This is a genomic window from Streptomyces sp. NPDC048659 (assembly GCF_040650575.1).
Taxonomy (GTDB): Bacteria; Actinomycetota; Actinomycetes; order Streptomycetales; family Streptomycetaceae; genus Streptomyces.
On the sequence record NZ_JBEZHM010000057.1, the window covers coordinates 26621 to 47715 of the forward strand.

A 21095-nucleotide genomic window follows, 5' to 3' on the forward strand; every position below is an offset into this window, starting at 1 on the left:
TGGGGGGCGGATATGCGGCTGACGGTGTGGGGTCAGGCGGCCTCGTGGTGCGGCTGGTACTCGACGTGGAGTTCGCGGGCGTTGCCGAGGACGCCGGCGTTCGAGTGCAGGCTGGCGCAGTAGTGGCGGTCGGCGAGGTGGGCCGGGTGTGCCGGGCCCTCGTGGGCGACGTCGAGGAAGAGGCGCGCGGTCGCGCGGAAGAGCTTCGCGCTGCCGGTCATGAACAGCGTCTCCGCGTGCAGGTGCTCCTGGAACAGGTCGCGGTTCTCGCGGTGGTGGCGGGCCGTGTAGTCGACCGGCTCGGTGTCGGCGTCCCGGGACGCCTCGGGCAGGTCGGCGGTCTGGGGCCGCCCCGGGCCGAGGCCCGCACGGAGGCGCTTCCAGCGGGCGGGGGCGAACTGGAGCGAGTGGTGGAGGAGGACGAGGTCCAGCCCGCGCTCCGCGTCCGGCGCCTGGGCCTCGGGCCGGGCCGTGCGCAGCGGGAGGTGGACGAGCGAGCGCGGCGAACGGGCGGCGAGCAGCCACAGCCCGGCGACGGTCCGGGCGGCGGCCTCGTCGACGCGGAGGTCCAGATACCGGTCCTGGTCGGTGAGCAGCGCGTGCCGCAGCGGCCGGGCGGGCCTGATCACTCTGAACTCGGCGGTTCCCAGGCGGGCCTGGTGGACGACTACGGGCAGCTTCACTGGGTCTCCGGGACGGGGCGCGGTGCGGACTCCGGTGCGCTTAGACGCCGTGTTGGGGCCCGCCTGTGGGCGGGCCCCAACACGGGTTTACGGGTGTGCGGGTGTGCTGGTGTGCTGGTGTGCGTCATGCTCTCGTGCTGCCGTGCTGTATTACGTGGTGCGGTGTGCGGTCGTGGCGGGTGTCAGCAGGCGCCGAGGTCCTGCCAGACGCCCCACTCGCCCGTGGTGCCCGGCTCCTCGCCGGTCGTCCACCACTTGGCCTTCCAGGTGTGGCCCTTGTGCGAGACCTGCTGGCCGCCGGTGTAGACGGTGCCGGACGCCCACGGGGCCGCGGTGCACTGGGTGGCGCCGCCCGTGACGGTCAGGGAGAGGATCGCCGCGTGACCGGCCGAGGCGCTCGCCCCGTTGACCGCGATCTGGTACGTGCCGGAGACCGTGGCCGCGGTGGTGTTCAGGGTGAGGGTGGCGGACCCTCCGGTCGTCACGGAGGCGGGGCTCAGCGTGGCGGTGACACCCGCCGGCAGGCCGCTGACCGTGAGGTTCACCGTCTGGGCCGTACCGGCGGTGACGGCCGTCTTGACCGTGGCGGACGTGGACGAACCGGCGGCGACGGTGGCCGAGGCCGGGGTCGTGGTCACCGAGAAGTCGTCGGTCGGGGTGGTCGTCCCGCTGGTGAAGGGCGCGAAGATGTGCGAGAAGTCCCAGGTGTTCTGCTGGATGCCGGAACACCCGTCGGCTGCGGCACCGCCGGGGCAGCTGCCGTTGTCGCGCTGGAGCGCCCAGAAGGAGAGGGTGTTGATGCCCTTGGCGACCGCCCAGTCGTAGACCGTACGGGCGTTGGCGAGCGTGAACGTCTCGGCCGGGCCGAAGTCGTCGACGCCGATCATCTCGATGATGCCGACCATGCCCCAGAGCTGGGCCGCCGTCTTGGTGGGGTAGAGCTTGGCGAGCTGGTTGTAGAGGCCCTGGGCGGCCGTCTTGGTGTCGGCGGCCATGTCGTGGGCGGCGTTGTCGTAGTAGTCGAAGGTCATCAGGTTGACGACGTCGACGCGCGCGCCGTTGGTGACGGCGTTCTTGAGGACCGCGAGGCCGCTCGCGGCGAGGCCGCTGGTGGTCGTCGGGAGGGTGTACGAGATCTGGATCTGGCGCCCGTTGGTGACGGCCCAGTCCTGGACGAGCTTGATCGCCTTGTTGCGGCGGTCGATGCCGGCGGTGTTGTCGAGGGAGTCGACCTCGATGTCCATGTCGAGCCGGGTGATGTCGTAGGTCGTGATGACCTTCTCGTACACGGCGGCGATCTGGTTGACGTCGGTGCAGCTGTCGGCGATCTCGGTGCCGGTGGTGTCGGCCGTGTAGCCGCCGAAGGAGGGGATGACGTCGCCGCCGCGGTTCTGCATGGTCTTGATGTCGGCGCCGAAGGAGGACTGGGCGATGGGGAGTCCGGTGTCGCCGTTCCAGTAGGCGGTGCAGGATCCCTTGGTCGCGGTCTGGAGGAACGCCATCGTCAGGTGCTTGGCGCCGGACTGCGCGCTCAGGGCGGCGGGGCTCTCTCCGGTCCAGGACTCGAAGTAGGGGGCGAAGACCCTGGCGGGGAGCGGGGTGGCCGCCTGGGCGGGGGCGGTGGCGACGGTGGCGAGACCGAGGGCGGCCACGGCGGTCACGGCGGCGGTGAGGGCCGCGCGGATCGAACGTCTTCTCATGGCGATCCAATGACTGTGGGGGGGGTGCGGAGTGCGTCAACGTCCTTGTCGCGCACGACTGTTGCGGACGACTGTTACGCACGGAGCAAGCCCGCAGCCATGGGCACGTCAATGACTTGACCCAAATTTGGACTAGACCAATTTCGCCCGTCGTTGCGTGGTACATCCAGGCGCTGGGGGCGCTTCCTGGCCCGATGCGGGTGGGCGGAGGGATTGGTTCTGCCGAGCCAGGCGGTGGGCGGGCGGGCGAGGTGGGCTCGGCGGGCGCGGCCAGGCGTCGGGTGGGCGCGGTCAGGCGCCGATGCCCACCGAGGAGACGTAGCTGTACGCGTTGTAGTCCGAGTCGAGGTCGCTGATGACGTCGTCCCAGATCTCGTCCACGGTCGCCGCGTCCTGCTGCGCCCAGGCGTCGACCAGGTCACCCCACACGTACCGCACGGTGATCGAGCGCTGGGACAGGGTGGGGCGCCGGCGCTCCGCGGGGACGCGGGACTGGTCGACGGGGTAGATCTCCATCCGGCGACCGCGGCCCTCGTTGTCGAGGTGGCGCTTGAGCCAGCCCGAACGGATCAGGTTCTCCCGTCGGCGGAACCAGTACGCGGTGTCGACGCGCTCGCGGTTCGCCGCCGTCGGGGTCACCTTCCCCTTCGTCCGCATCCACGAGCGGATCGTCCGGGGTGACACGCCCTGCTCCCGTAGCGCGGCGCGGCCCGCGGCGCTGTCGAGATAGCGCAGCCGGGCGGTGAGGCCGCGCTTCGTGGTGATGGGTGACGCGATGCCGGAGGAGTAGACGATCCTGTTCAGCTCCAGGATCAGGGCCTCGCCGCCCTTCATGCCCTGCGCGTCGTACCTGCGGAACTCGCCCCAGCGGGACCACAGATCCGGTGAACCGGCCATCAGCGCCTACCCCCGAGCACGTACGTCTGCTTCTCCTTGACCTGGTTCAGCTCCCGGCCCTCCGGAAAGACCGTGCGCCAGTCGCCCGCGATGTGGAGTTCGTCCGTACCGGAGATCTCCACGACCTGGAGTCCGGCCTTGTGTGCCTTGTGCGCCTTCATCCACAGATTCGCGAATGCCTTCGAGCGGATGATGTGCATCCAGTCCGGGCGCCGAATTTCGCGGTTGGCACTGGACTCGCCGATCGTCGACACGAACTTAGAGTACATCGCCTTCACGTAGGCGACGGTCAATTCGTCGCCCGCCTCAAGGGCCGTCTTCCGCGTCTCCGCGAGGGCACGACGAAGCTTCTCCAGCAGCGCCTCGGAGGCCCCGGAGACGAGGGAGCGGTGAATGACCGGGGCGTCGGCCAGGCCCTGGCGGGCGCAGTCCAGGAGCAGGCGGAGGGTCGACTCGCTGACCCACAGCTCCCCCGGCTCGATGCGGGCGCCGAGCGGATTCGGCAGGTCGTCGTGAAGCCATTCGGCCGGGGTGACGAGATGGACGCCCGCCTTCTTCGGGTCGTGCGCTCCGCCGACCTCCTCGCGGAGTTGCCCGATGGGGAGCCACGCCTTCATCGCCGACAGATAGGCCGCGTTCATGTCGAGCGCGGTCACCTCGATCTCGGCGCCCTTCTTCGCCGCCGCGAAAAGCGCCGGGTTGCGCCATTTCGGGCGCCCTTCCCAGATGTCGTCCGCGCCTTTCTGGGACTTCTTCCGGAGAATCTCGGCGGTCGGCGGGAATTCCGAATGCTCGTATCTGCCGCCTACGCGCGAGCTCTTCAGCAGCCTCATCACGTCCGGGATCGCCATCTTGATCAGCTCCGCCTGCGCCGCCTCGACCTCGCCCGAGCAGGCGGCCAGCACGTCGTGCACCCGGTCCGCGATCTGCTCGACGAGCGTGCCGGAGGCGTATCCGGGGGCGGGGCGGGTGGGGCGGGGGCGGGGGTCGGGGGTGGTTTGGGGGGTGGGGTCGAGGCTGGAGTCGGGGTGGGGGGTGGGTTGGGCGGCTGCTTGGGGCTGGGGCTGGGCTTGAGGATCGGGATCGGGATCGGGATGAGGGTGGGGATGGGCTTGCTCCGGGACTTCCGCCCTCGGCTCCGGGGCGGCGGAGGGCTCCGGCTCAGGGGTCGGGAGCGTTTCGGCCTGGCGGGCGGGCGTGGTCTCGGCGATGGCCGCCGCGCACTCCTCCACGGTCAGGTGCTGCGGGAAGCCGTCCAGTTCCAGGGTGGCCGGTCGGCCGCAAAGCACGCACGGGCGGCCCGGCGCCTGGTCCGGCTTGCGCTCCGGCTTGTGCTCCGGCTCCGGCTCGGGAGCTGAGGCGGCGGGCGGCGCGGAGGGCCGGCGGGCCGCGGGCGGGTTCGACACGGCGAGCGCCTGTACGCCGCCCTGCAGGCTGGCCGCCGCGCCGTGCAGTACGCCCACCGCGTGCGTGGGCCCGGCCAGCAGGTCGAGCGGGTTCAGGCCGTAGTGGGCGGCGAGGAGGTCCACGTCCTCCAAGGACCAGTGCGACTTGCCGGCCTGCTTGCGGGAGACCTGCGCCTGCGACTGCCCGAGGCCCGCGGCCAGGTCACCCTGCCGTTCGCCGGTCCGCGTCATCAGCGCCGACACGGTGAGCCTGAGGATGTCCTCCATACCCATCATGGCGTAACCCTAGCAAAATCCCTATGCGCCTTCCGCATTCGACATCCGAAACCCGCATCCAGGCGGGAGAGGGTGAGCCCCCTGTTGCCGAGGCTAGAGGTTGAAGGGCACGTACAGGATCGGGGCCGTCGCCAAGGCCACGGCGGGGAGGGCCCGGTTGCCCAGGAGCAGGCGGGTGACGCGGATGCGCCGGTTCGACGCGTAGCCTCGGGAGACCGCGGCGGTGGCCGAGTAGTACGCGGCCAGGCGGGTCACGGTGAGGCCCAAAGTGAGGGACGCGGCGACGAGGAACGCCGCGTGCGTGACGGTGCCGCTCCAGCCGGAGGCCGGGACCAGCACGTACAGGACCGCGATGAGCGCGGTGACCAGGAACCAGCCGAAGCCGCAGCGCCCGGCGAACGTCTCGATCCGGCTCCACTCATCCCGCGTCTTCGTCGACAGGCGTCCGGGCTTCGCCCGTACCCGGCTCCACGCCACAGCGATTTCGTCCGCCGTAGTCGACTCGACGGGATCCGCCTCCCGGCCGCCGGTCCGACCGCCGGTCCGGTCACCGGTCCGAGCGCCGAAGCGCTTGTCGGCGCGGTCGAGGAGGCGTCCGACGAAGGCATCAGCGGACGACGCCGGGTCGGGGACGCCGCGGCCTCGGGGGCGGTCCCGCATGTCGTGCGCTCCTTGCTCGCGATCGTCGCGATCGTCGCGATCGGTGCGATCGGTGCGATCGGTGCGATCGGTGCGATCGGTGCGATCGGTGCGATCGGCGTGATCGCCGGAGGCGCCCCACCCGCGGGCCTGTCGAGAGGAGCGCCCCATTGTCACAAGCCCCCGGCGCCCGGAAGGCCGAGGGGGGTGTTCAGGCGCCCGGCCGCGGGATGACGGGCAGCAGGATGCCTCGGCCGAACGCGCCGACGATGCCGCCGATGACCGACGCGTGGGCCCGGTAGAGCTCGGCGCTCAGCCTCCGGTCGTTCCACAGGGAGCGCGCCGTCTCCCAGGCGGCTTCGCGGGCGGCGGCTATGGAGAAGCTGCTGACGGCGTGCTTGAGCAGTTCGGCGTCGCGGGTGGCGAGCTTCACGATCTCGGTCTCGAAGTCGGCGCGCACCTCCGCCTCGACGGAGGCCAGCAGGTCGTTCACCTTCTCGTAGTCCTCGTGGACCGGCGGCGTCTCGGGGGTGGTGCGACGCTCGGCGCAGGTCTCGACGACGGCGACGGCCAGGTCGTGGTTGATGTGCGCGTTCATGCCGGCCAAGGCGAACTGGACGGGCCAGATCGAACGGTTGTGGCGCGCCTCGAACAGCGGCGCCCAGACGCGGTCGACGCGTCGCCCCGCGCGGGCCGCGTCGACGTTGCGGAGGTAGAGCCCGGCGAAGACGACGTCCATGCGCTCCAGGAACGGGCCGTCGGCGAAGGTGCCGGAGGTGATGTTCTTCAGCACCAGTTCGGTGACCTTCAGATACACGTGGTTGAAGCAGCGGACGCCGTCGGAGGGGTCGAGCTCGGCGTCGATCTCCCGCATCCTTTCGATGACCTCGTCGATCGTCGTGGGCGGTTGTTGGGTGGTGGCGGTCATGTGGTCTCTCCTTGGTCGGTGTCGCGTCGCGTCGTGTTCCGATCGTGTTCGCCCGGAACGATTCCCGGAAGAATCCTTTTCTCATCCATTGGTACATTCAGGTGAATCATGACGATCTTGGTACGTCCGGGTGCTTAAGATCCGTCGCTGTGACAGACAGTCAATACGCCACGCCCGCCGCCGAATCGGCCGATGTGGTGATTCTCGGAGCCGGGCCCGCCGGACTCGTCCTGGGCAATCTCCTGCTCCGCGCGGGCATCGACTGCGCCATCCTCGAACGCTCCGGCCGCGACGACATCCGCCATCGCCAGCGGGCCGGCTTCCTCGCCGCGCACACCGTGGGGGTCCTCGCCCGCAACGGCCTGGACGAAGGGCTGTCGCGGTACGGGCAGGAGCACCGCGTCTGCGAGTTCCGCACCGTCGATGGGCGCTTCCGCCTCGACTACGGCCGGCTCGGCGCCAAGGAGCCGCACACGGTCTACCCCCAGCACCGGCTCGTCGCCGACCTCCTCGACAGCTTCCTCGGCGCCGGCGGCCGGATCCGCTTCGACACCGAGGCGCTCGCCGTGCACGACACCGACGGCCCGGCCCCCTCGGTGACCGTACGGGACCCCGACGGGCACCCGGGGCGCTGGCAGGCCCGGTACGTCGCCGCCTGCGACGGGCAGCACGGGGCGGGACGGCGCTCGCTCCGGCCCGGAGCCGTCCGCCACAACCGCCGCGACCACGGCGTCTCGTGGCTCGGCCTGCTCGCCGAGGCGCCGCCCAGCCTGGACGCCGTGGGTTACGCCGTACACCCGCACGGCTTCGCCGGGCACATGGCCCGCTCAACCGACATCACCCGCTACTACCTCCAGTGCACTCCCGGCACCAGGGCCGACGCCTGGAGCGACACGTGTGTCTGGGACGAGCTCGACACCCGGATGCGGGCCGCCGACTACGGCCCCCTGACCCGCGGGCGGATCGTCCAGCGCACCGTCGTCGGCCTCCGGTCCGACGTCCTCGAACCGCTGCGCCACGGAAGGCTGTTGCTCGCGGGCGACGCGGCGGCGCTGATCAGCCCGTCCGCCGCGAAGGGCGCCAACCTCGCCATCCTGGAAGCCGAACTCCTGGCCCACGCCCTGACCGCCGCCCTCGTGCACGGCGACGCCGCACCCCTCGACCGCTACTCGGACCGGTGCCTCACCCACATCTGGCGAGCGCAGGAGTTCTCGCACTGGATGATCGGCCTCCTCCACGCGGTACCGGGCGCCGAGGGCGCCTCGCCCTTCGAGGAGCGGATGCGCGGCTCCCGGCTGGCGGCGCTGCGCGATTCGCCGACGACGCAGGACTGGTTCGCGGAGAACTACGTGGGCGTCTGAGGCCGAGAGGCCACGGGCGGCCTCGCGACTCCGTTCCCCCTGGTCACCACGACCCCTCTCTTCCTCTCTCCTTCTCCCCTTCTTCCTTTCTTCCTCTCTTCCACGGACAGGCGATGCACTCCGACCATCCCTTCACCATGCCCTCGTCCACGCTGACCGTCAGCGTGGACTCCGAATCCGGCTACGGCTCCGGCTCCGGTTCCGATGTCGAACGGCTGCGCTCCACCGCCGAGTTCGTACGGGACCAGGACACCTCCGAGTTGCTCTCGCGTGTGCTCCCCGGGCTCGACGGGCCCGAGCTGCGGGCGTTCACGGACCGCTGCCGCTTCGCGCACGCCGCCGTGCTCGTCTTCCCGGCCGATGCCCACGAGCTGGGCGCCCAGTTGGCGGCGTGCGGGCTGTCCTCGGAGGTGCCCGCGCAGCCCAGCGTCGTGGTCCGGGACCGGCTCGCCGCACGTCACCACCGCGTCGCCGCCGACCTCGACGTACGCATCCTGCGGCCCACGGTCCTGGGGCCTTCGGGGCAGCGGCGGGCGGTCGAGGTGTTCGCGCTGACCGTGCCGCCCGCCGAGTCGGGGCTGCAGGCGATGGTCGAGGACGAGCGGCGCATGGACCGCGAGGCGCACCTCGCCTTCGACGTCGCGGATCCCGACGCGCTGGTGCTCCGCGGGCTGCTGTCGGGGTTCGAGCGGCACGGCGCGGGCGCCGACGGCGGCGGCTACAACCCGCACGAGGACGGCACCGTCTTCTACTTCACGGCACCCGTCGACAACAAGTCCCCCTACGGGCGAGTCGAGTTGTACGCGCGGGGTGACCATCGTGACGTACTCGCCGAGCACCTCGGTACGCCCCGCACGGGGCCGGCCGAGCGCCAGTACGGTGATCCTCAGGCGGCGGAATCGCTTCTGCGACTGCTGACCGGCGCCTGGACGACACAGGCGCTCGCGGCCTGCGCCCGTTTGCGGCTGCCGGAGGCCATGAGCCGGGACACCGGGATCGGGGTCCGGGAGCTGGCTCGTACCGTGGACGCGCATCCGGAGAGCCTGGCCACGCTGCTGCGGTACCTCGCCATGCTGGGCGTCGTCACCGAAGGCCCGGACGGCTTCCGGCTCACCGTGGTCGGCTCCCTGCTCTCGGCGGAGGCCCCGGGCTCGATGCGGCCGCTGGCCCTGATGTACGGCGGGCCGTTCTACCAGTCGTTCGCGCACCTCACGCACACCGTGCGCAGCGGGCTGCCCGCGTTCGACCACTTCTTCGGCGAGAACCACTTCGACCACTTCTCGGCCGATCCCGAACTGGCGGCGCTCTTCGACCAGTCGATGGTGTCGAGCGCGCCGATCTTCGACGCGCTCCCGTCCCATCCGGTGCTCGGCGCCGCCTCCGCTTCTGCCTCCGCCGAGGGCGCCCGTACCGTCGTCGACATCGCGGGCGGTACGGGTGAGCTGCTGGGCCGGATCCTCACCGCTCACCCCGCGCTGCGCGGCGTCCTCCTTGAACGCCCCCAGGTGCTCGCGGCGGCCCGCGCCCACTTGTCCGGCATCGAGGCGGGGGCGCGCTGCTCGTACCACGCGGGTGACTTCGCGGACGTACCGGCAGGCGGTGACGTGTACGTGCTCTCGCGCGTCCTGCACGACTGGGACGACGACCGCTGCCGGAGCATCCTGCGCTCCTGCGTCGCGGCGATGCCCGACGACGCGGACCTCCTCGTCGTCGAGCGCCTGCTGCCGGGCGACGGCAGCCCCTCGCTCGCCACGGCCTGGGACCTCCACATGATGTGCAACACGGGCGGACGCGAACGGACGGCCGAGCACTACGGGCGCCTCTTCGCGGAGTGCGGCCTCACCCTCGTCGGCCACACGCCACTCGCACTCGGCGCGCACACCCTCCACGCGCGCAAAGCCTGAGCCACGGGCGGGCCCGAAGCGGGGGCGGGACCCGTAACCCGGGCGGGACCGTGACGCGGGGGCGCGTCCCTCTGCGGTTTAGCCAAGGCCGAGGGCCCGTAGGCTCGGGTGGTCGAGGACGGGTCGAGCCGTGGGGGTGTGCGCATGGGTGATGGTGAGGTCACGATCAAGCTCACGAGTGACGAGGCGCTGGTCTTGTCGGACTGGCTGGAGAAGTTGCAGATGACAGACCTGAGCCGGGTTGTCGACGATCCGGCGGTCTGGGCGCCGATCCATCGCATCTCCGGGACGCTGGACAAGTCACTTGCCGGGCTGTTCGCGCCTGACTATGACCAGCGGCTTGAGGCCGCCCGTCGACGGCTTCGGCCGGAGGAGGGCTGACCGGCAAGTCTGAACCGACCTCCGGGCCGGCGGTGAAGCCGTCGATACCCGCGAGCAGACGGCCCTGCCCGAGATTCAGGATGCGCTGCGCTTGGCGACCCCTTCGACCAGCTTGCCGCGCGCAGCGGAGGGTTGGAGGGCAGGGCTGCCGCCAGGACGAAGCCGAATGATGCACGTCCGCGTGTGGACGGCTAGGCGGCTTCTTTCGGATCAGTGCAGGAGATCCGAGCTGTTGGTGGTGTGATGGCTTCATGCGACCCGAGCACTGTGTGACCAGGAACCACATCGAGGTGTGGCAGGAACGTGTGCTGCCATCGGGGCCGGAGCGGATCAGGTTCGGGACGGTGCTGCGCGGCTCGCTCCTGCCGATCCTGGTCTGGGCTGGAGTCGCGTGCTTCGTGTGCTTCGTCTACAGCCCGCTCGTAGCGATGGTCCTGGGCGGGCTCTTCGCGTTGTCGTTCATCGTGGGGTTCGGGCTGCGCCGCAGGGCGAAGCACTCGGTTCGCTGCAGCGTCTACGGTGCGCTGGGCGGAGTGCTCGACAAGTCCATGGCGGGGTTCTGATGCTTCAACCGCCTCGAACGGCCTACGAGACGAAGTAGCCCTCGGGTGCGTCGTCCACGACGAAGCCGTTGTCGAGGCGGACGCGGACCGTGACGCCCGGGGTATGGCGCTCGTACGCGGCCCACTCGGGCTTCAGCTCCGCGATCTGCTCCTCCAGGCGCGTTCTGCTGGCCTCCGGCATCTGCTCGCCGTAGGAGTCGAGGAGCGATTTCAGGCGCAGGTACTCCGTCACTTCGTGGCTCGGGCGCTTCTCGTGTGCGACCACGTTCTCGACGGTGCCTTCCAGCCCAGCCGCCAGGGCCAGGGAGGCGCCGCCGGGAGTCGGTCGTTCCTCGGAGGTCAGCACGTCGTCCGCCGGATCCATATCCACTGCGGCCGGTCGGGGCGCCAGGGTCAGTGATCCGTCGAAGACCAGGTCGGCGGCCAGTCGCACCCGGCCGCCCACGCTCAGCTTCATCGTTTCTGCGTCCTCTCGTGGGCCTGCCGGGTCGGAAGGGATCATCGTACGCAGGGGGCTCCGAGGAGCCGCAGGACCGCCCGGCGGTAGACGGCATGGACCCGTGGCAGTTCCGTCAGGTCGGCGCTCTCGTCGACGCCGTGGAGTCCCTCGTACGCGACGCCGAAGCCCGCGGTGGCGGGGATGCCCTCGCCCGCGAGGAGGTTGCCGATGTTCGACGGTCCCGCGGTCTTCGTGCGGAGCCGCAGCCCCTCCGTCTCGGCGGCCTCCAGGAGGGCGACGGCGGGTTGGGCGTCTTCGGCAAGGCGGAACGGGGGCCAGACGGCAACCGGTGTGACATCCGTGGGCGCCGGGGCGGGCAGCTCCGTGTCGAGGGCGGCGACGGCCTCCCGTACGAAAGACTCGGCGTCGGCCGCGCCGAAGACCGAGGTGGTACGGACGTCGATGTTGATCTCGACGCGGTCGGGGGTGACGGAGAAGCCCTCGCCGCCGTGGAAGGCCGTGACCGACAGTTTCGGCGGGAGCGGGAAGGCGGGTGGGGCCGGGTCCGTCGGGGTCGGCAGTTCGGCGGATTCCAGCAGGCGTACGAGGTGGGCGCCCCGGGTGACGGCTCCGGTGACCGTCCGCCGGGAGCCGGAGTGCCCGGCGGTGCCGTGGACGGTGACGACGGCCCGCCACAGGCCCCGGCCGCCGACCACGAGCTCGTCGGGGCCGGGGTAGCCGATCATCACCCCGGCCGGGCGGGCCGCGTGCGGATCGGCGAGGTAGGCGCGGGCGCCGCCGAAGGCGCCGGTGTGCTCGTCCACGTCCAGGAGTACGGCGAGGCCGCCCGCGAGGTCCGCGGCGCGGGGTGCCAGTTCGGCGGCGATGTGGCAGAACATCGCGGCGGCCAGCTTGGAGTCCGCCGCGCCCCGGCCACGCAGCCGGCCGTCCACGACCTCACCGGACGTCGGCGGGAACGACCAGGCGCCCTCGTCGCCGAACGGAGCCGTGTCCACGCAGGCGTCCAGCGTCCACCAAGGCCCCGGCCGGCCGCCCCGGACCTCCACCAGCAGGCCCACCACGGCGCCCGCCGGGTCACGCAGGCGCCGGTTGGGGAGCGCGCGGGCGGTCAGCCACTCCTCCAGGACGCCGAGCACCGGACCGTACGGGTCGATGCCGCCCCGGCTCGGGCGCCGGATCAGCTCCTGGGCCAGCGCGATGACGGAGGGGGTGTCGGAGGGCGTGTCGAATGCGGTTCCCGGGGCGGTGTCGGATCGGCCGCGTTCCTTCTCGGCTGCGGCGTGGGTGGCGCGGTCGACGCCGTTGCCATCGCCGTCGCGGTCATCAGCTTCACTCATTGAGCCTCCGCCAACTCGAAGTCGCAGGTCAAAGGGCTGGTGCGGCCGGTCCCCGGAGCGCTCATGCCGGCCGTGGGCGGGAGTCAACGGTGAAGATCGTCCGTCAGCTCGCGGACAGCGGCAGGCGGCACTGGTGGACAAGCTGCCGATGATCCTCAGCGGGGAAGAACCGGACGCTCAGCTCGCTGTTTGTGCTGCCGAGCGCTTGCTCAAGAACTGCTTCGCCGCTTCGACTGCGTCCCTGCTGAGTTCCTCGTAGGAGACTGCCCAGCTCTCCTCCCAGCCGTCCAGGTTGTGCGCGCAGTGGACCAGTGGTTCCAACTCTTCGGGGCAGCCGAGGTCCTCGGCGATGTCTGCCCAGATGAGGTGGGTGCCGGCAGCGGCGTCCAGGGATCCGTCGACGATCCGACCGGCGACCCAGTCGGCCATCGCCCACTTTGCGGCCCGTCGGTCGGCGGGAGGGCGGAAGCTCAGGCCCAGCTCCTCCAGCACGTGGTCGAAGAGTGCGGGAGCTTCGAACTCTTCGCTCCGGAGGAGGCCGGCCAACGTGGCGAGAGAGGGGCTCTCGATCCCTGCGATCAGAGCGTCCAGTCCTGCCTGGATGAGCCGGTCCGACCCGACGTGCCTCCCGAAGGCCCGCTCGCGCGCGATGTGGCTGAGCTGCTTGAGGGCGTCGTCGCGGGTCATCGGAATCTTCTCGGTCGGCGTCGGGGAGAAGTAGGCTCGCACACCGGCCGATGCTAATAGTCAGCGGCAACTCATTCCGATCCCTTCCTCCCGGCTTCCGTCACGCCCCGCTCCTCCGGGCGCCCCGTGTCAGCGTGGCCACGAGGGCGGCTACTCCGGCGGTCGCGGCGAGGCTGCCCAGCATCACCATCGCCACTCCGACCATGTAGAGGCCGGTGTCGTCGTCGGACCAGTCGTAGAAGGCGGCGATCGTCAGCCCGGCGGTCGTCCCGACGGCCGCCTCGACGACGAGGCGGCGGGACGCGGCCAGGCAGACCGGGACGAGCAGCGTCAGGACGAGTCCGATCACCTGCCAGGGCTCGTACGGGCCGGTCGTCGAGCCGTCGGGGTGCACGTCGCGCTGCTGGTCCCAGCCGAGCCAGGCGGCCCACAGGGCGGCGGCCAGGACGGCCAGGACCAGTGTCGCGAGAGTTCTGGAGTTGCGTGATTGTCCGCTCATGTCACCAGCGTGGCGGGTCGGTCCGGCAGCCGCGAGGGGTCGATCACTCATCCCTGACTAAGCACTTGGCGCAAGTTCGGGCCCAGGGCACTCGGCTCAGTCCGCCGCGGGGCGGAAGAAGGCCGCGCCGATCGTGCGGGCGGAACGCTCGACCTCCTCGCGGGACTGCCCCTTCGCCGTGAACAGGACCATGCCCACGCTGCCCTTGTCGCCCCACACGCACAACGCCCGCGGCGTGCCGGTGCGGACCTCGGTGTAGCGGAAGCAGCGCATCCAGCCCGCGTACGGGCCCGAGCCCGCCCGCCAGTCGTCCTGGACGACACCGATCCCGTCCGCGCCGCCGGGCACCAGTCCGACGGCGTCGCCGTCCACGAACGACTCGTCCATCGCGTGGAAGTCGCCCGTCGTGACGGCCACCAGGTACTCGGCGGCGGCGCCCGGACCCGCGTCATCCGGGAGGTACATCCTGGCGGTCGACGCCTGGCTCTCGTCCCAGGGCACGGACCCGAGCGGATCGAACTCCTCGCGGAGGAGGTAGCCCTTCAGGCCCCGGAAGGTGTCGTGCTCGACGAGCTCGTAACGGGGGTACGCGAGGGAGGCCGCGTACGACACTCCCCCGACGCCCAGGAGGATGGCGAGGGCGATCGCCGAGAACACGTACTCGCGGCGGGTGACACGGGGCACGGGCGGCAGTTCGGGGTGGCGGAGGTCGGTCGGCTCCGCCTCCGTCCGCGGGACCGCCGCGGCCAGTCGGCCGGCCGCGCGGGTGCGGGCCTCCCGCAGGCGCTTGCGGAGGATCATGGACGGCAGGCCCGCCACCAGCACCAACGCCGTCGGCAGGCCGTACGGGAGCCCCGGCAGCGCCGTGAGGCGCAGCACGATGAGCAGGGCGGCCACCAGGGCGGCGGCGATCCGGAGTTCCAGGCCCCGGCGCAGCAGCAGGCGCGCCCAAGGGGGGCCGACGGCCAGGGTCGCGGTCGTCTCGGCGAGGACGGCGAGTCGCGTGTCGTGCGGAGCGGCCTTGGACCAGTGCGCGGCGCGCGCGGCGGCTGCCGCCGGTGTGGGCGCGTCGGCGAAGGCGCGGACCGCATCGAATGACTGCACGCGGTAGGCGGCGGCACCCGTCTTCGCGCCGGGCACCACGGAATCCCCCGCCGTCTCGGCGCGCAGCAACTCAGGCGAATCCGGGGCCAGTTCACGAAGGCGGGCAAGGAGCGCCGGGCCGCGGTTGTGGCGCGCGGGGCGGTCTATCGCGTCGGTGCGGACGCACAGCTCCGCGTACGCGGCGAGGAGGGCGATGTGGTCCGGGAAGGCATCGAGCCCCTCGCGGTAGACCCGCTCGGCGGCGTCGTCGTGGTCGTCGGCGTCCTCGGCCAGATGCGCGCGGGCGAGCGCGAGGAAGAGGGCGGCGTCGGGGCCGTCCGCGTCGAGCGCGCGCCGCGCCAAGGCTCGCGCCTCGGCCAGGGCGCCGGCGGCGATGAGCGCGTCGACCCGCGCTCTCGCATGGTCGCGTACGGCGTCGTCGGTGTCGGTGGCGGTTTCGGTGGCGGATTCGGTGGCGGTTTCGGTGGCGGTGGCGGATTCGGTGTTGCCGATGCCGATGCCGACACCGTTGCCGTTGGCGCTGCCGCTGATGTTGCCGCTGCCGCCCATGTTGCCGTTGGTGTCTTTGGTGTCGCTGATGTCGTTCAAAGGTCCCCACCCCTGTTTTCCCTGCAGCAGCCCCGCTGAGGCGCTGCGACCCGTCACTATCACCCGTTCCGGAATGTGGGTCAACTGAGAACCCGAGCCGCTGACCAGCTCTTTTAGCTCACAGAAGGGGCTAAAAGGACCTCCCTGGGACCGGCATCCTGCACGGTCGGCGCCAGTGATCGGAGGTGCTGCGGGCGCCGCAGATGCTCTCGTTCGCAGGTCCGGGGCTGGCGAAACGGTCCTTCACCCGCCCCCTTGTCAGCGGGTGCACCCCTCCTTACCTTGGTCCAGCGAGTCCCGGCCACACGGGTCCACCGGCCCCGTGCCGGCCGTTTCCTGTTCGTCAGCGCACGACACCACGATGGAGGCGTCCCATGCCCGTAGCCGTGCAGGAGCTTCTCGAAGTCGACGGGTTCCGCGACGCGGGACTGCTGGAGATCGACGACGAGGCGCTCCCGTTCGAGGATGACGACCGCAGCGACCGCGAGCACACCGCGTGTCTCGCCGACCCCTGGGTGACCGCCACCACCCGCTTCGCCTGTGATCTGAACTCCTGACGGTGGCCGGTTCCATCTCCGGCCGCATCGGTGGGGCCGATGACACGTGGTCGTACCTGAGCGATCCACGGATGCCGGCGATGGAACACGGCTGGAAACTCCATGTCTCCGCGCGCCCCGGCGACCTCGATGCCGTGGTCGCGATCGTCCTCCCAGTGCTGGCCCGGCACGTGTGCCACGCCAAGTTCGCCCGCGACCCGGAGACGCTGCGCCACCTCAACTCCGGCGCCGTGAACCCCGGCACCGTCGGCAAGGCGATCACCGTCTATCCCGCGCCCGGCACCGTGGTCCCGCTCGCCCGCGAGCTCGCCGCCGTCCTGCGCGACCGGGAGGGGCCGCGGGTCGTCAGCGACCGGCGCGTCGATCCCCGGGCCCCCGTCTACTACCGTTACGGCCCTTTCACCGGTTCCTACCGCACCGGGCGGAGCGGGCGGCTCGAATCGGTCATGACCGGGCCGGACGGGCAGCTCTTCGACGGACTCGCCGTCGGCCGCTACCGCTGCCCGCCCTGGGCCGAAGACCCCTTCGCCGCGACCGGCCGCCCCGCCTCCCCCGCGTCCGGGTTCGGCGGCGGGCGCTACAAGGTCACCGGTGGCATCGCGCGCTCCCCGCGCGGCAACGTCTACCGCGCGTTCGACCTCACCCTCGTACGGCCCGTCATCGTCAAGCAGGCACGCGGGTACGTGGGCGAGGACGCCTCCGGTACGGACACCCGGCACCGGCTGCGCAACGAACGCTCCGTCCTCGCCGCGCTCGACGGCATCAGCGGCGTGCCGCGCGCGCTCGACTACTTCGCCCACGGCCCGGACGAGTACCTGGTGATGAACGTCTGCGGCGAGCGCGATCTGCGCCGGGACGTGCTGAGCGAGGGGCCCTACCGCGACGACGACCCGCGCCCCGGGCGCTCCCTCTCCGCCCTCGCCTCCCGGCTCCTGCGCGTCCTGGACGCCGTCCACGCCCGGGGGGTCGTCGTCCGCGACCTCAAGCCCGACAACATCGTGCTCGACGGATCCGGCCCCGCCCACTGCCACCTGATCGACTTCGGCATCAGCGAACGCGACGGTGCGGGACCGGGCGGCTCGACCCCCGGCTACAGCGAACCGGTCCTGCCCCGGACCGGGCCGGCCGCCCCCGCCGACGACCACTACGCCCTCGGCGCCACCCTCTTCTTCGCCGCCACCGGCCTCGACCCCGTCATCGTCGACGCCTCCCACGAGGTCAACCGGGACCGGACCCTCACCTCTCTCGCCCTCGCTCTGCCCGAGCCCGCGCACGCGGCCTTCCGGGATGCCGTCGCCGGGCTGCTGAGCTTCGATCCCGCCGTACGGGCCGGAGCCGTCGGGCTCCTGCGCGCGGGGGACGGGGCTGGAGTCGGTGCCGACGCCAGTGCCAGTGCCAGTGCCGGAGCCGGGGTCGGTGCCGAGTCCCGTCCGCCTCGCATCCGTCTTCCGCGCGTCGACGACGAGCTGCTCGACGAGATCATCGGCCACACCACCGCGTACTGCGTCGCGGAAGCCCACGCGATCGTGGACCCGGCACGGGCCGCACTCCTCAACGTACCCACCCCCATCGACATCTACGGCGGCAGCGCGGGGCTCGGGCTCGAACTTCTCCGGCACGCGCACCGCCCAGGTGTCCGCCCCGCCGTCGACGCGCTGGCCCGGTGGACGGCCGAGCAAGAACGGAAGCTGACGCCCTCCTTCTACACCGGTCGCACCGGAGTCGAGCTCTTTCTTGCGGAGGCGGAGGCGGAGGTGAAGGCGGCCTCCGGGGCGGGAGCCCGGCGGAATGCGGATCCCCTTCCCGGTCCCGCCCCCGACGGCGGGCCCCCCGAGGCGGATCTGATCGCGGGCGCCGCCGGGATCGGGATCGGCCGGCTGCTGCTCGTACGGCACGCGCTGCGGTCCGGCGACCCGGAGGCGACGGACCGGCATCGCGATGTCGCCTCCGCCTGCGCGCGGCTGCTGGCCTCGGGCACCGCCCGGCTCACCCCGGCCGGTCCGGACTCCGCCGGGAGCGCCGCCCTACGCGAGGGTGTGGCGCACGGGGAGGCGGGCGTCGTGTCCTTCCTCCTCGCGTACGGGGCCGAGACCGGGGATCCCGAGGCGATGCGGCATGCCGAGCGGGCCGCCGCGCGGCTGGCCTCGGTGACACCCGAGCTCATCGCGGCCTCGGCCGCGCCGGGCGCGACCCGCCGCTACGGCTCGTGGTGCCGGGGGCTCGCGGGCATCGGGAGCGTGCTCGTCCAGGCCGCCCGGGTCCTCGACGGGCCCTCGTACCTCGCCCTCGCCCAGCGGGCCGCGCGCGCCTGTGCGGTCCTGGCGCCCCGGATGCCGCTGGTCACCCAGTGCTGCGGGCTGGCCGGGGCGGGCGAGCTGATGCTGGACGTCGCCGAGGCGTCCGGGGAGGGGGCGGGGTACGGAGCCGGCTCCGGCTCCGGCTCCGGCTCCGGCTCCGGCTCCGGCTCCGGCTCCGGCTCCGGCTCCGGGGAGTTTCGGGCTGCGGCCGAGGAGGTCGCCGTTCTCATCCTCAGCCGCAGCGGCGGAACATGGGCCCGGCCCGTGTTCCCGGACCCCGGGCTCGCCCGGCCCGCCGCCGGGTGGGCCGGGGGTTCGGCGGGGGTCCTGGGCTTCTTCCGGCGCCTGCGCGACGGGGGCGGGCCGCGGCTGGGGCTCCTCGGCTGACCGCCCCGTACGACGACGGCGGCGACCGCGTCAGGACGAGGTCACGGGTCGCATCGCGAGGCCCTCGGTGCCCGCCCAGTAGGTGACGAGCTGCCCGTCGTCGGCCTGGAAGGACGCCACGGGCATCGGCACGTCGACGGGCTTCTCCGGCTCGGTCTCGCCGCCGGGGCTCCCGAGGCCGAGGGTCATGGAACGCACGTCGTACGTGTCCATCCTGCCGCCGGTCGCGAGCAGTCCGGCGTACGCCTCGGCGCCCGGGGCGAGGGTGATCGGCTCGCCGGGGTCGGTGCCGCGCTTGACGGGAGCCGGGCCCTTGGCGTTGCCGAGGGTGACGTCGGGCGCGCCTTGGAGGTCGCACTTCTTGCCGCTCACGTTGGTGACGATGAGGAGGATGTGCCGTACCGGTTCGCCCTTGGCGTCGTAGTTCGTCGCGGAGACGGACAGGTCGGCCATGCCGCACAGGGGCGTGCCCGAGCCGTCGTCGCCCCCGCTGCCGCCGCCGGGGCGCGCCGATGCCTTCGTTCCGCCGGACGTGGGCGAGTCCGTGTGGGTCGTGGGGCTCTTGGGGCTCGCCGTGCCCGACGGGTCCGCGGCACTGGAGGGCGTAGCGGCCGTCCCGGACGCGCCGGTCGCGCTGGGGGCGCCCGTTGTCCTGCTTTCGCCCCCGGGCCGGTCCGATCCGGACGCGCAGGCCGTGCTCGTGAGGAGCGCGACGACGGTCGCCGCTCCCAGGGCGTAGGTCTTCCAGCGGTCCGGTCGCCCGCTGTCTCTGCTGGTGGCAGCCTTCATGATGTCCCCCTGTGATCGGCCGTGCGACGAGCGGCGGCGATGCGCCGGCAATCCGATTGTGCATCCGGGACAGGTCACAACTCGCCATTGCGCAGGTCCTGTTGCTGTAACAACGCGCCACGACTGTCAGGAATCTTTACTAACGACTGCGGGTGCGGGCAGTATGGCGCGCGTCATCGACATCAGCCCCAACTCTCCCCCCACTGGAGGCGGTACATGACATCCCCCGCACCCCTTGCGCCCCGCCCGTCCCGGCGCACCCTCCCGCTCGCGGCGGTCACGAGCCTCGCGGCCCTCGCGCTGACCCTGCTCGGCCCGGCCTCCCCCACGGCCACCGCCAGCCCCTCCCCCACTCCTGTCTCCATCCCTGCCCCAGCCGCCTCCCCCGCCCCCGCCCCCGGCGCGCGGGCGGCGGCCGGCTGGGCGCTGCGCTGGTCGCCGGACGTGGCCCGGGACGGCCTGGGCGCGTTCGAGACGGTGGAGGACGACCGGGCCGGCTCCCACCCCGGCGGCGCGCCCCACATCAAGGTCGCCGGAGACGCGTACCGCTTCGACATGCACATGGTGGACCGGGACTCGTACGACGACCGGCAGCGTCAGGAGGTCACGGGGAACCGCACCTCGCCCTCCGGCTATCTGTCGTGGCGGCCCGGCGAGACCTGGCGGGTGACGTACTCGATGTACATCCCGCGCTCCCTCATGGCCACCTCGACCTTCACCCACATCATGCAGACCAAGCAGCCCGGCAACGGCACCTCTCCGATCACCGTCACCTCGCTGCGCCGGGTCAACGGGGTGCAGACCATCGAGCACAAGATCTTCGACGGCGACATCCTGGTCGGGCGGACCAATCTGGAGCCGCTCCAGAACAAGTGGATCGACGTCGAGTACGAGATCAAGATCGGTGACGGCACGGCCGGTTCCGTGCGCTGGGTGCTCAAGGACGGGGCCACCACCGTCCTGGACGCGCGGAAGACCGGTGTGGACACCTTCCTCGCCGACCGGGTGCGGCCCAAGTGGGGCATCTACCGCTCGCTCGGCGACACCTCGGGCTCGCTGCGCGACACGTACCTGCTCCTGAAGAACATGCGGGCCTACCAGCTCACCGACGGCGCGCCCGCCGAGACGCTGCTCTCCCAGGGGCGTTCCGCCACCGCCTCGTCGACCGAGGCCGCCGGCTTCGAACCGGGCAGGGCCGTCGACGGGAGCGGCACCACCCGGTGGGCCTCGGCCGAGGGCGCCGACCCGCAGTGGCTCCGCGTCGACCTCGGCGCGCCCGCGGCCCTCTCGCGCGTCCGGCTCGACTGGGAGGCGGCCCACGCGAGCGCGTACCGGATCCAGGGCTCGCTGGACGGCACCACCTGGACCGACCTGTACACGACCACGGCCGGCGACGGCGGCACCGACGACCTGACGGTCTCGGGCACCGCCCGCTACGTCCGCGTCCAGGGGACCAAGCGGGCCACGGCGTACGGCTACTCCCTGTGGGAGATGAAGGTGTACGGCAGCCCTGCGTCCTGACCACGACCGCCTGACCACGACCGCCTGGCCACGACCGGCGGCCCGCCCCACCTCGCTCCACCTCGTCTCGCCCCGCCTCGCCTCCTCCCTGCCCGGTCACCGGTCGGTGTCGGAGGTCTTCGCGGAACGCG

The 21095-nt window shown here is 71.9% G+C and carries 19 protein-coding genes and 1 pseudogene; 8 read left to right on the top strand and 12 right to left on the bottom strand.

Features of this window, described 5'->3' with window-relative positions; translation table 11 throughout:
- Positions 1–32 precede the first annotated feature (32 nt).
- From AB0C99_RS32035 to AB0C99_RS32060, 6 genes are all read right to left on the bottom strand, one after another.
- A complete protein-coding gene (locus tag AB0C99_RS32035; protein ID WP_362482684.1) occupies positions 33–683 on the bottom strand; it encodes a hypothetical protein in 651 nt (216 codons plus the stop codon).
- A gap of 182 nt (positions 684–865) precedes the next feature.
- Positions 866–2383 (bottom strand): chitinase, encoded by a 1518-nt coding sequence (locus AB0C99_RS32040; protein WP_362482687.1) that lies wholly within the window; start codon positions 2381–2383, stop codon positions 866–868.
- A gap of 291 nt (positions 2384–2674) precedes the next feature.
- Entirely contained in the window at positions 2675–3280 is a 606-nt protein-coding gene (locus tag AB0C99_RS32045; RefSeq protein WP_362482690.1) for a hypothetical protein, read from the bottom strand.
- Entirely contained in the window at positions 3280–4962 is a 1683-nt protein-coding gene (locus tag AB0C99_RS32050; RefSeq protein ID WP_362482691.1) for an acyltransferase, read from the bottom strand. Before AB0C99_RS32050 ends, AB0C99_RS32045 begins: the two co-directional genes overlap by 1 nt.
- Positions 4963–5055: 93 nt before the next feature.
- Positions 5056–5622, bottom strand: coding sequence for a hypothetical protein (locus AB0C99_RS32055; protein WP_362482694.1), 567 nt, complete (start codon positions 5620–5622; stop codon positions 5056–5058).
- A 190-nt stretch (positions 5623–5812) separates the two neighbouring features.
- Positions 5813–6529 carry a DUF5995 family protein gene (locus AB0C99_RS32060; RefSeq protein ID WP_362482697.1) on the bottom strand — a complete coding sequence of 239 codons (717 nt, stop codon included), beginning with the start codon at positions 6527–6529 and terminating at the stop codon, positions 5813–5815.
- A gap of 194 nt (positions 6530–6723) precedes the next feature.
- Between AB0C99_RS32060 and AB0C99_RS32065 the strand changes: the two genes are divergently transcribed.
- The 4 genes from AB0C99_RS32065 (at position 6724) to AB0C99_RS32080 (ending at position 10738) form a co-directional block, all read left to right on the top strand.
- Positions 6724–7890, top strand: a complete 1167-nt coding sequence (locus tag AB0C99_RS32065) for a 4-hydroxybenzoate 3-monooxygenase (RefSeq protein ID WP_362482738.1) — start codon at positions 6724–6726, stop codon at positions 7888–7890.
- A gap of 113 nt (positions 7891–8003) precedes the next feature.
- On the top strand, positions 8004–9794 hold the full coding sequence (locus AB0C99_RS32070) for a methyltransferase (RefSeq protein WP_362482700.1): 1791 nt from the start codon (positions 8004–8006) through the stop codon (positions 9792–9794).
- A 144-nt stretch (positions 9795–9938) separates the two neighbouring features.
- Complete coding sequence (locus AB0C99_RS32075) at positions 9939–10175, top strand: hypothetical protein (protein WP_362482703.1); 237 nt, start codon at positions 9939–9941, stop codon at positions 10173–10175.
- Between the two features lie 251 nt (positions 10176–10426).
- A complete protein-coding gene (locus AB0C99_RS32080) occupies positions 10427–10738 on the top strand; it encodes a hypothetical protein (RefSeq protein WP_362482706.1) in 312 nt (103 codons plus the stop codon).
- A 22-nt stretch (positions 10739–10760) separates the two neighbouring features.
- Here the strand turns inward: AB0C99_RS32080 and AB0C99_RS32085 are convergent, their stop codons facing one another.
- The 5 genes from AB0C99_RS32085 to AB0C99_RS32105 all read right to left on the bottom strand — a co-directional run bounded on the left by AB0C99_RS32085 (position 10761) and on the right by AB0C99_RS32105 (position 15413).
- Positions 10761–11195, bottom strand: coding sequence for a hypothetical protein (locus AB0C99_RS32085; RefSeq protein ID WP_362482709.1), 435 nt, complete (start codon positions 11193–11195; stop codon positions 10761–10763).
- 41 nt (positions 11196–11236) lie between these two features.
- Positions 11237–12535: a M20/M25/M40 family metallo-hydrolase gene (locus tag AB0C99_RS32090; protein WP_362482712.1), complete on the bottom strand. Its 1299-nt coding sequence runs from the start codon at positions 12533–12535 to the stop codon at positions 11237–11239.
- 177 nt (positions 12536–12712) lie between these two features.
- Entirely contained in the window at positions 12713–13264 is a 552-nt protein-coding gene (locus tag AB0C99_RS32095; protein ID WP_362482715.1) for a hypothetical protein, read from the bottom strand.
- A gap of 58 nt (positions 13265–13322) precedes the next feature.
- Positions 13323–13721, bottom strand: coding sequence for a hypothetical protein (locus AB0C99_RS32100; protein ID WP_362482717.1), 399 nt, complete (start codon positions 13719–13721; stop codon positions 13323–13325).
- A 96-nt stretch (positions 13722–13817) separates the two neighbouring features.
- Positions 13818–15413 carry a hypothetical protein gene (locus AB0C99_RS32105; RefSeq protein WP_362482718.1) on the bottom strand — a complete coding sequence of 532 codons (1596 nt, stop codon included), beginning with the start codon at positions 15411–15413 and terminating at the stop codon, positions 13818–13820.
- A gap of 374 nt (positions 15414–15787) precedes the next feature.
- Between AB0C99_RS32105 and AB0C99_RS32110 the strand changes: the two genes are divergently transcribed.
- Positions 15788–15970: an SflA family class IV lanthipeptide gene (locus tag AB0C99_RS32110; RefSeq protein WP_362482721.1), complete on the top strand. Its 183-nt coding sequence runs from the start codon at positions 15788–15790 to the stop codon at positions 15968–15970.
- Between the two features lie 2 nt (positions 15971–15972).
- Positions 15973–18654 carry a class IV lanthionine synthetase LanL gene (lanL, locus tag AB0C99_RS32115; protein WP_362482724.1) on the top strand — a complete coding sequence of 894 codons (2682 nt, stop codon included), beginning with the start codon at positions 15973–15975 and terminating at the stop codon, positions 18652–18654.
- A 30-nt stretch (positions 18655–18684) separates the two neighbouring features.
- Here the strand turns inward: lanL and AB0C99_RS32120 are convergent, their stop codons facing one another.
- A complete protein-coding gene (locus AB0C99_RS32120; protein WP_362482727.1) occupies positions 18685–19443 on the bottom strand; it encodes a DUF4232 domain-containing protein in 759 nt (252 codons plus the stop codon).
- A 216-nt stretch (positions 19444–19659) separates the two neighbouring features.
- On the opposite strand from AB0C99_RS32120, the pseudogene AB0C99_RS32125 reads away from it, so the two are divergent.
- Both AB0C99_RS32125 and AB0C99_RS32130 read left to right on the top strand, forming a co-directional pair.
- Positions 19660–20547 (top strand): annotated as a pseudogene (locus tag AB0C99_RS32125) (hypothetical protein); the annotation flags it as partial.
- Positions 20530–20964, top strand: a complete 435-nt coding sequence (locus AB0C99_RS32130; RefSeq protein ID WP_362482741.1) for a discoidin domain-containing protein — start codon at positions 20530–20532, stop codon at positions 20962–20964. The pseudogene AB0C99_RS32125 and the gene AB0C99_RS32130, both read left to right, overlap by 18 nt.
- Positions 20965–21095 lie beyond the last annotated feature (131 nt).

Excerpts from the sequence above, each read along its gene's own strand:
- AB0C99_RS32040 (WP_362482687.1), bottom strand. The coding sequence starts at position 2,383 with ATGAGAAGACGTTCGATCCGCGCGGCCCTCACCGCCGCCGTGACCGCC.
- AB0C99_RS32045 (WP_362482690.1), bottom strand. The coding sequence starts at position 3,280 with ATGGCCGGTTCACCGGATCTGTGGTCCCGCTGGGGCGAGTTCCGCAGG.
- AB0C99_RS32050 (WP_362482691.1), bottom strand. The coding sequence starts at position 4,962 with ATGATGGGTATGGAGGACATCCTCAGGCTCACCGTGTCGGCGCTGATG.
- AB0C99_RS32055 (WP_362482694.1), bottom strand. The coding sequence starts at position 5,622 with ATGCGGGACCGCCCCCGAGGCCGCGGCGTCCCCGACCCGGCGTCGTCC.
- AB0C99_RS32060 (WP_362482697.1), bottom strand. The coding sequence starts at position 6,529 with ATGACCGCCACCACCCAACAACCGCCCACGACGATCGACGAGGTCATC.
- AB0C99_RS32070 (WP_362482700.1), top strand. The coding sequence starts at position 8,004 with ATGCACTCCGACCATCCCTTCACCATGCCCTCGTCCACGCTGACCGTC.
- AB0C99_RS32075 (WP_362482703.1), top strand. The coding sequence starts at position 9,939 with ATGGGTGATGGTGAGGTCACGATCAAGCTCACGAGTGACGAGGCGCTG.
- AB0C99_RS32080 (WP_362482706.1), top strand. The coding sequence starts at position 10,427 with ATGCGACCCGAGCACTGTGTGACCAGGAACCACATCGAGGTGTGGCAG.
- AB0C99_RS32085 (WP_362482709.1), bottom strand. The coding sequence starts at position 11,195 with ATGAAGCTGAGCGTGGGCGGCCGGGTGCGACTGGCCGCCGACCTGGTC.
- AB0C99_RS32090 (WP_362482712.1), bottom strand. The coding sequence starts at position 12,535 with ATGAGTGAAGCTGATGACCGCGACGGCGATGGCAACGGCGTCGACCGC.
- AB0C99_RS32100 (WP_362482717.1), bottom strand. The coding sequence starts at position 13,721 with ATGAGCGGACAATCACGCAACTCCAGAACTCTCGCGACACTGGTCCTG.
- AB0C99_RS32110 (WP_362482721.1), top strand. The coding sequence starts at position 15,788 with ATGCCCGTAGCCGTGCAGGAGCTTCTCGAAGTCGACGGGTTCCGCGAC.
- AB0C99_RS32120 (WP_362482727.1), bottom strand. The coding sequence starts at position 19,443 with ATGAAGGCTGCCACCAGCAGAGACAGCGGGCGACCGGACCGCTGGAAG.
- AB0C99_RS32130 (WP_362482741.1), top strand. The coding sequence starts at position 20,530 with ATGCGGGCCTACCAGCTCACCGACGGCGCGCCCGCCGAGACGCTGCTC.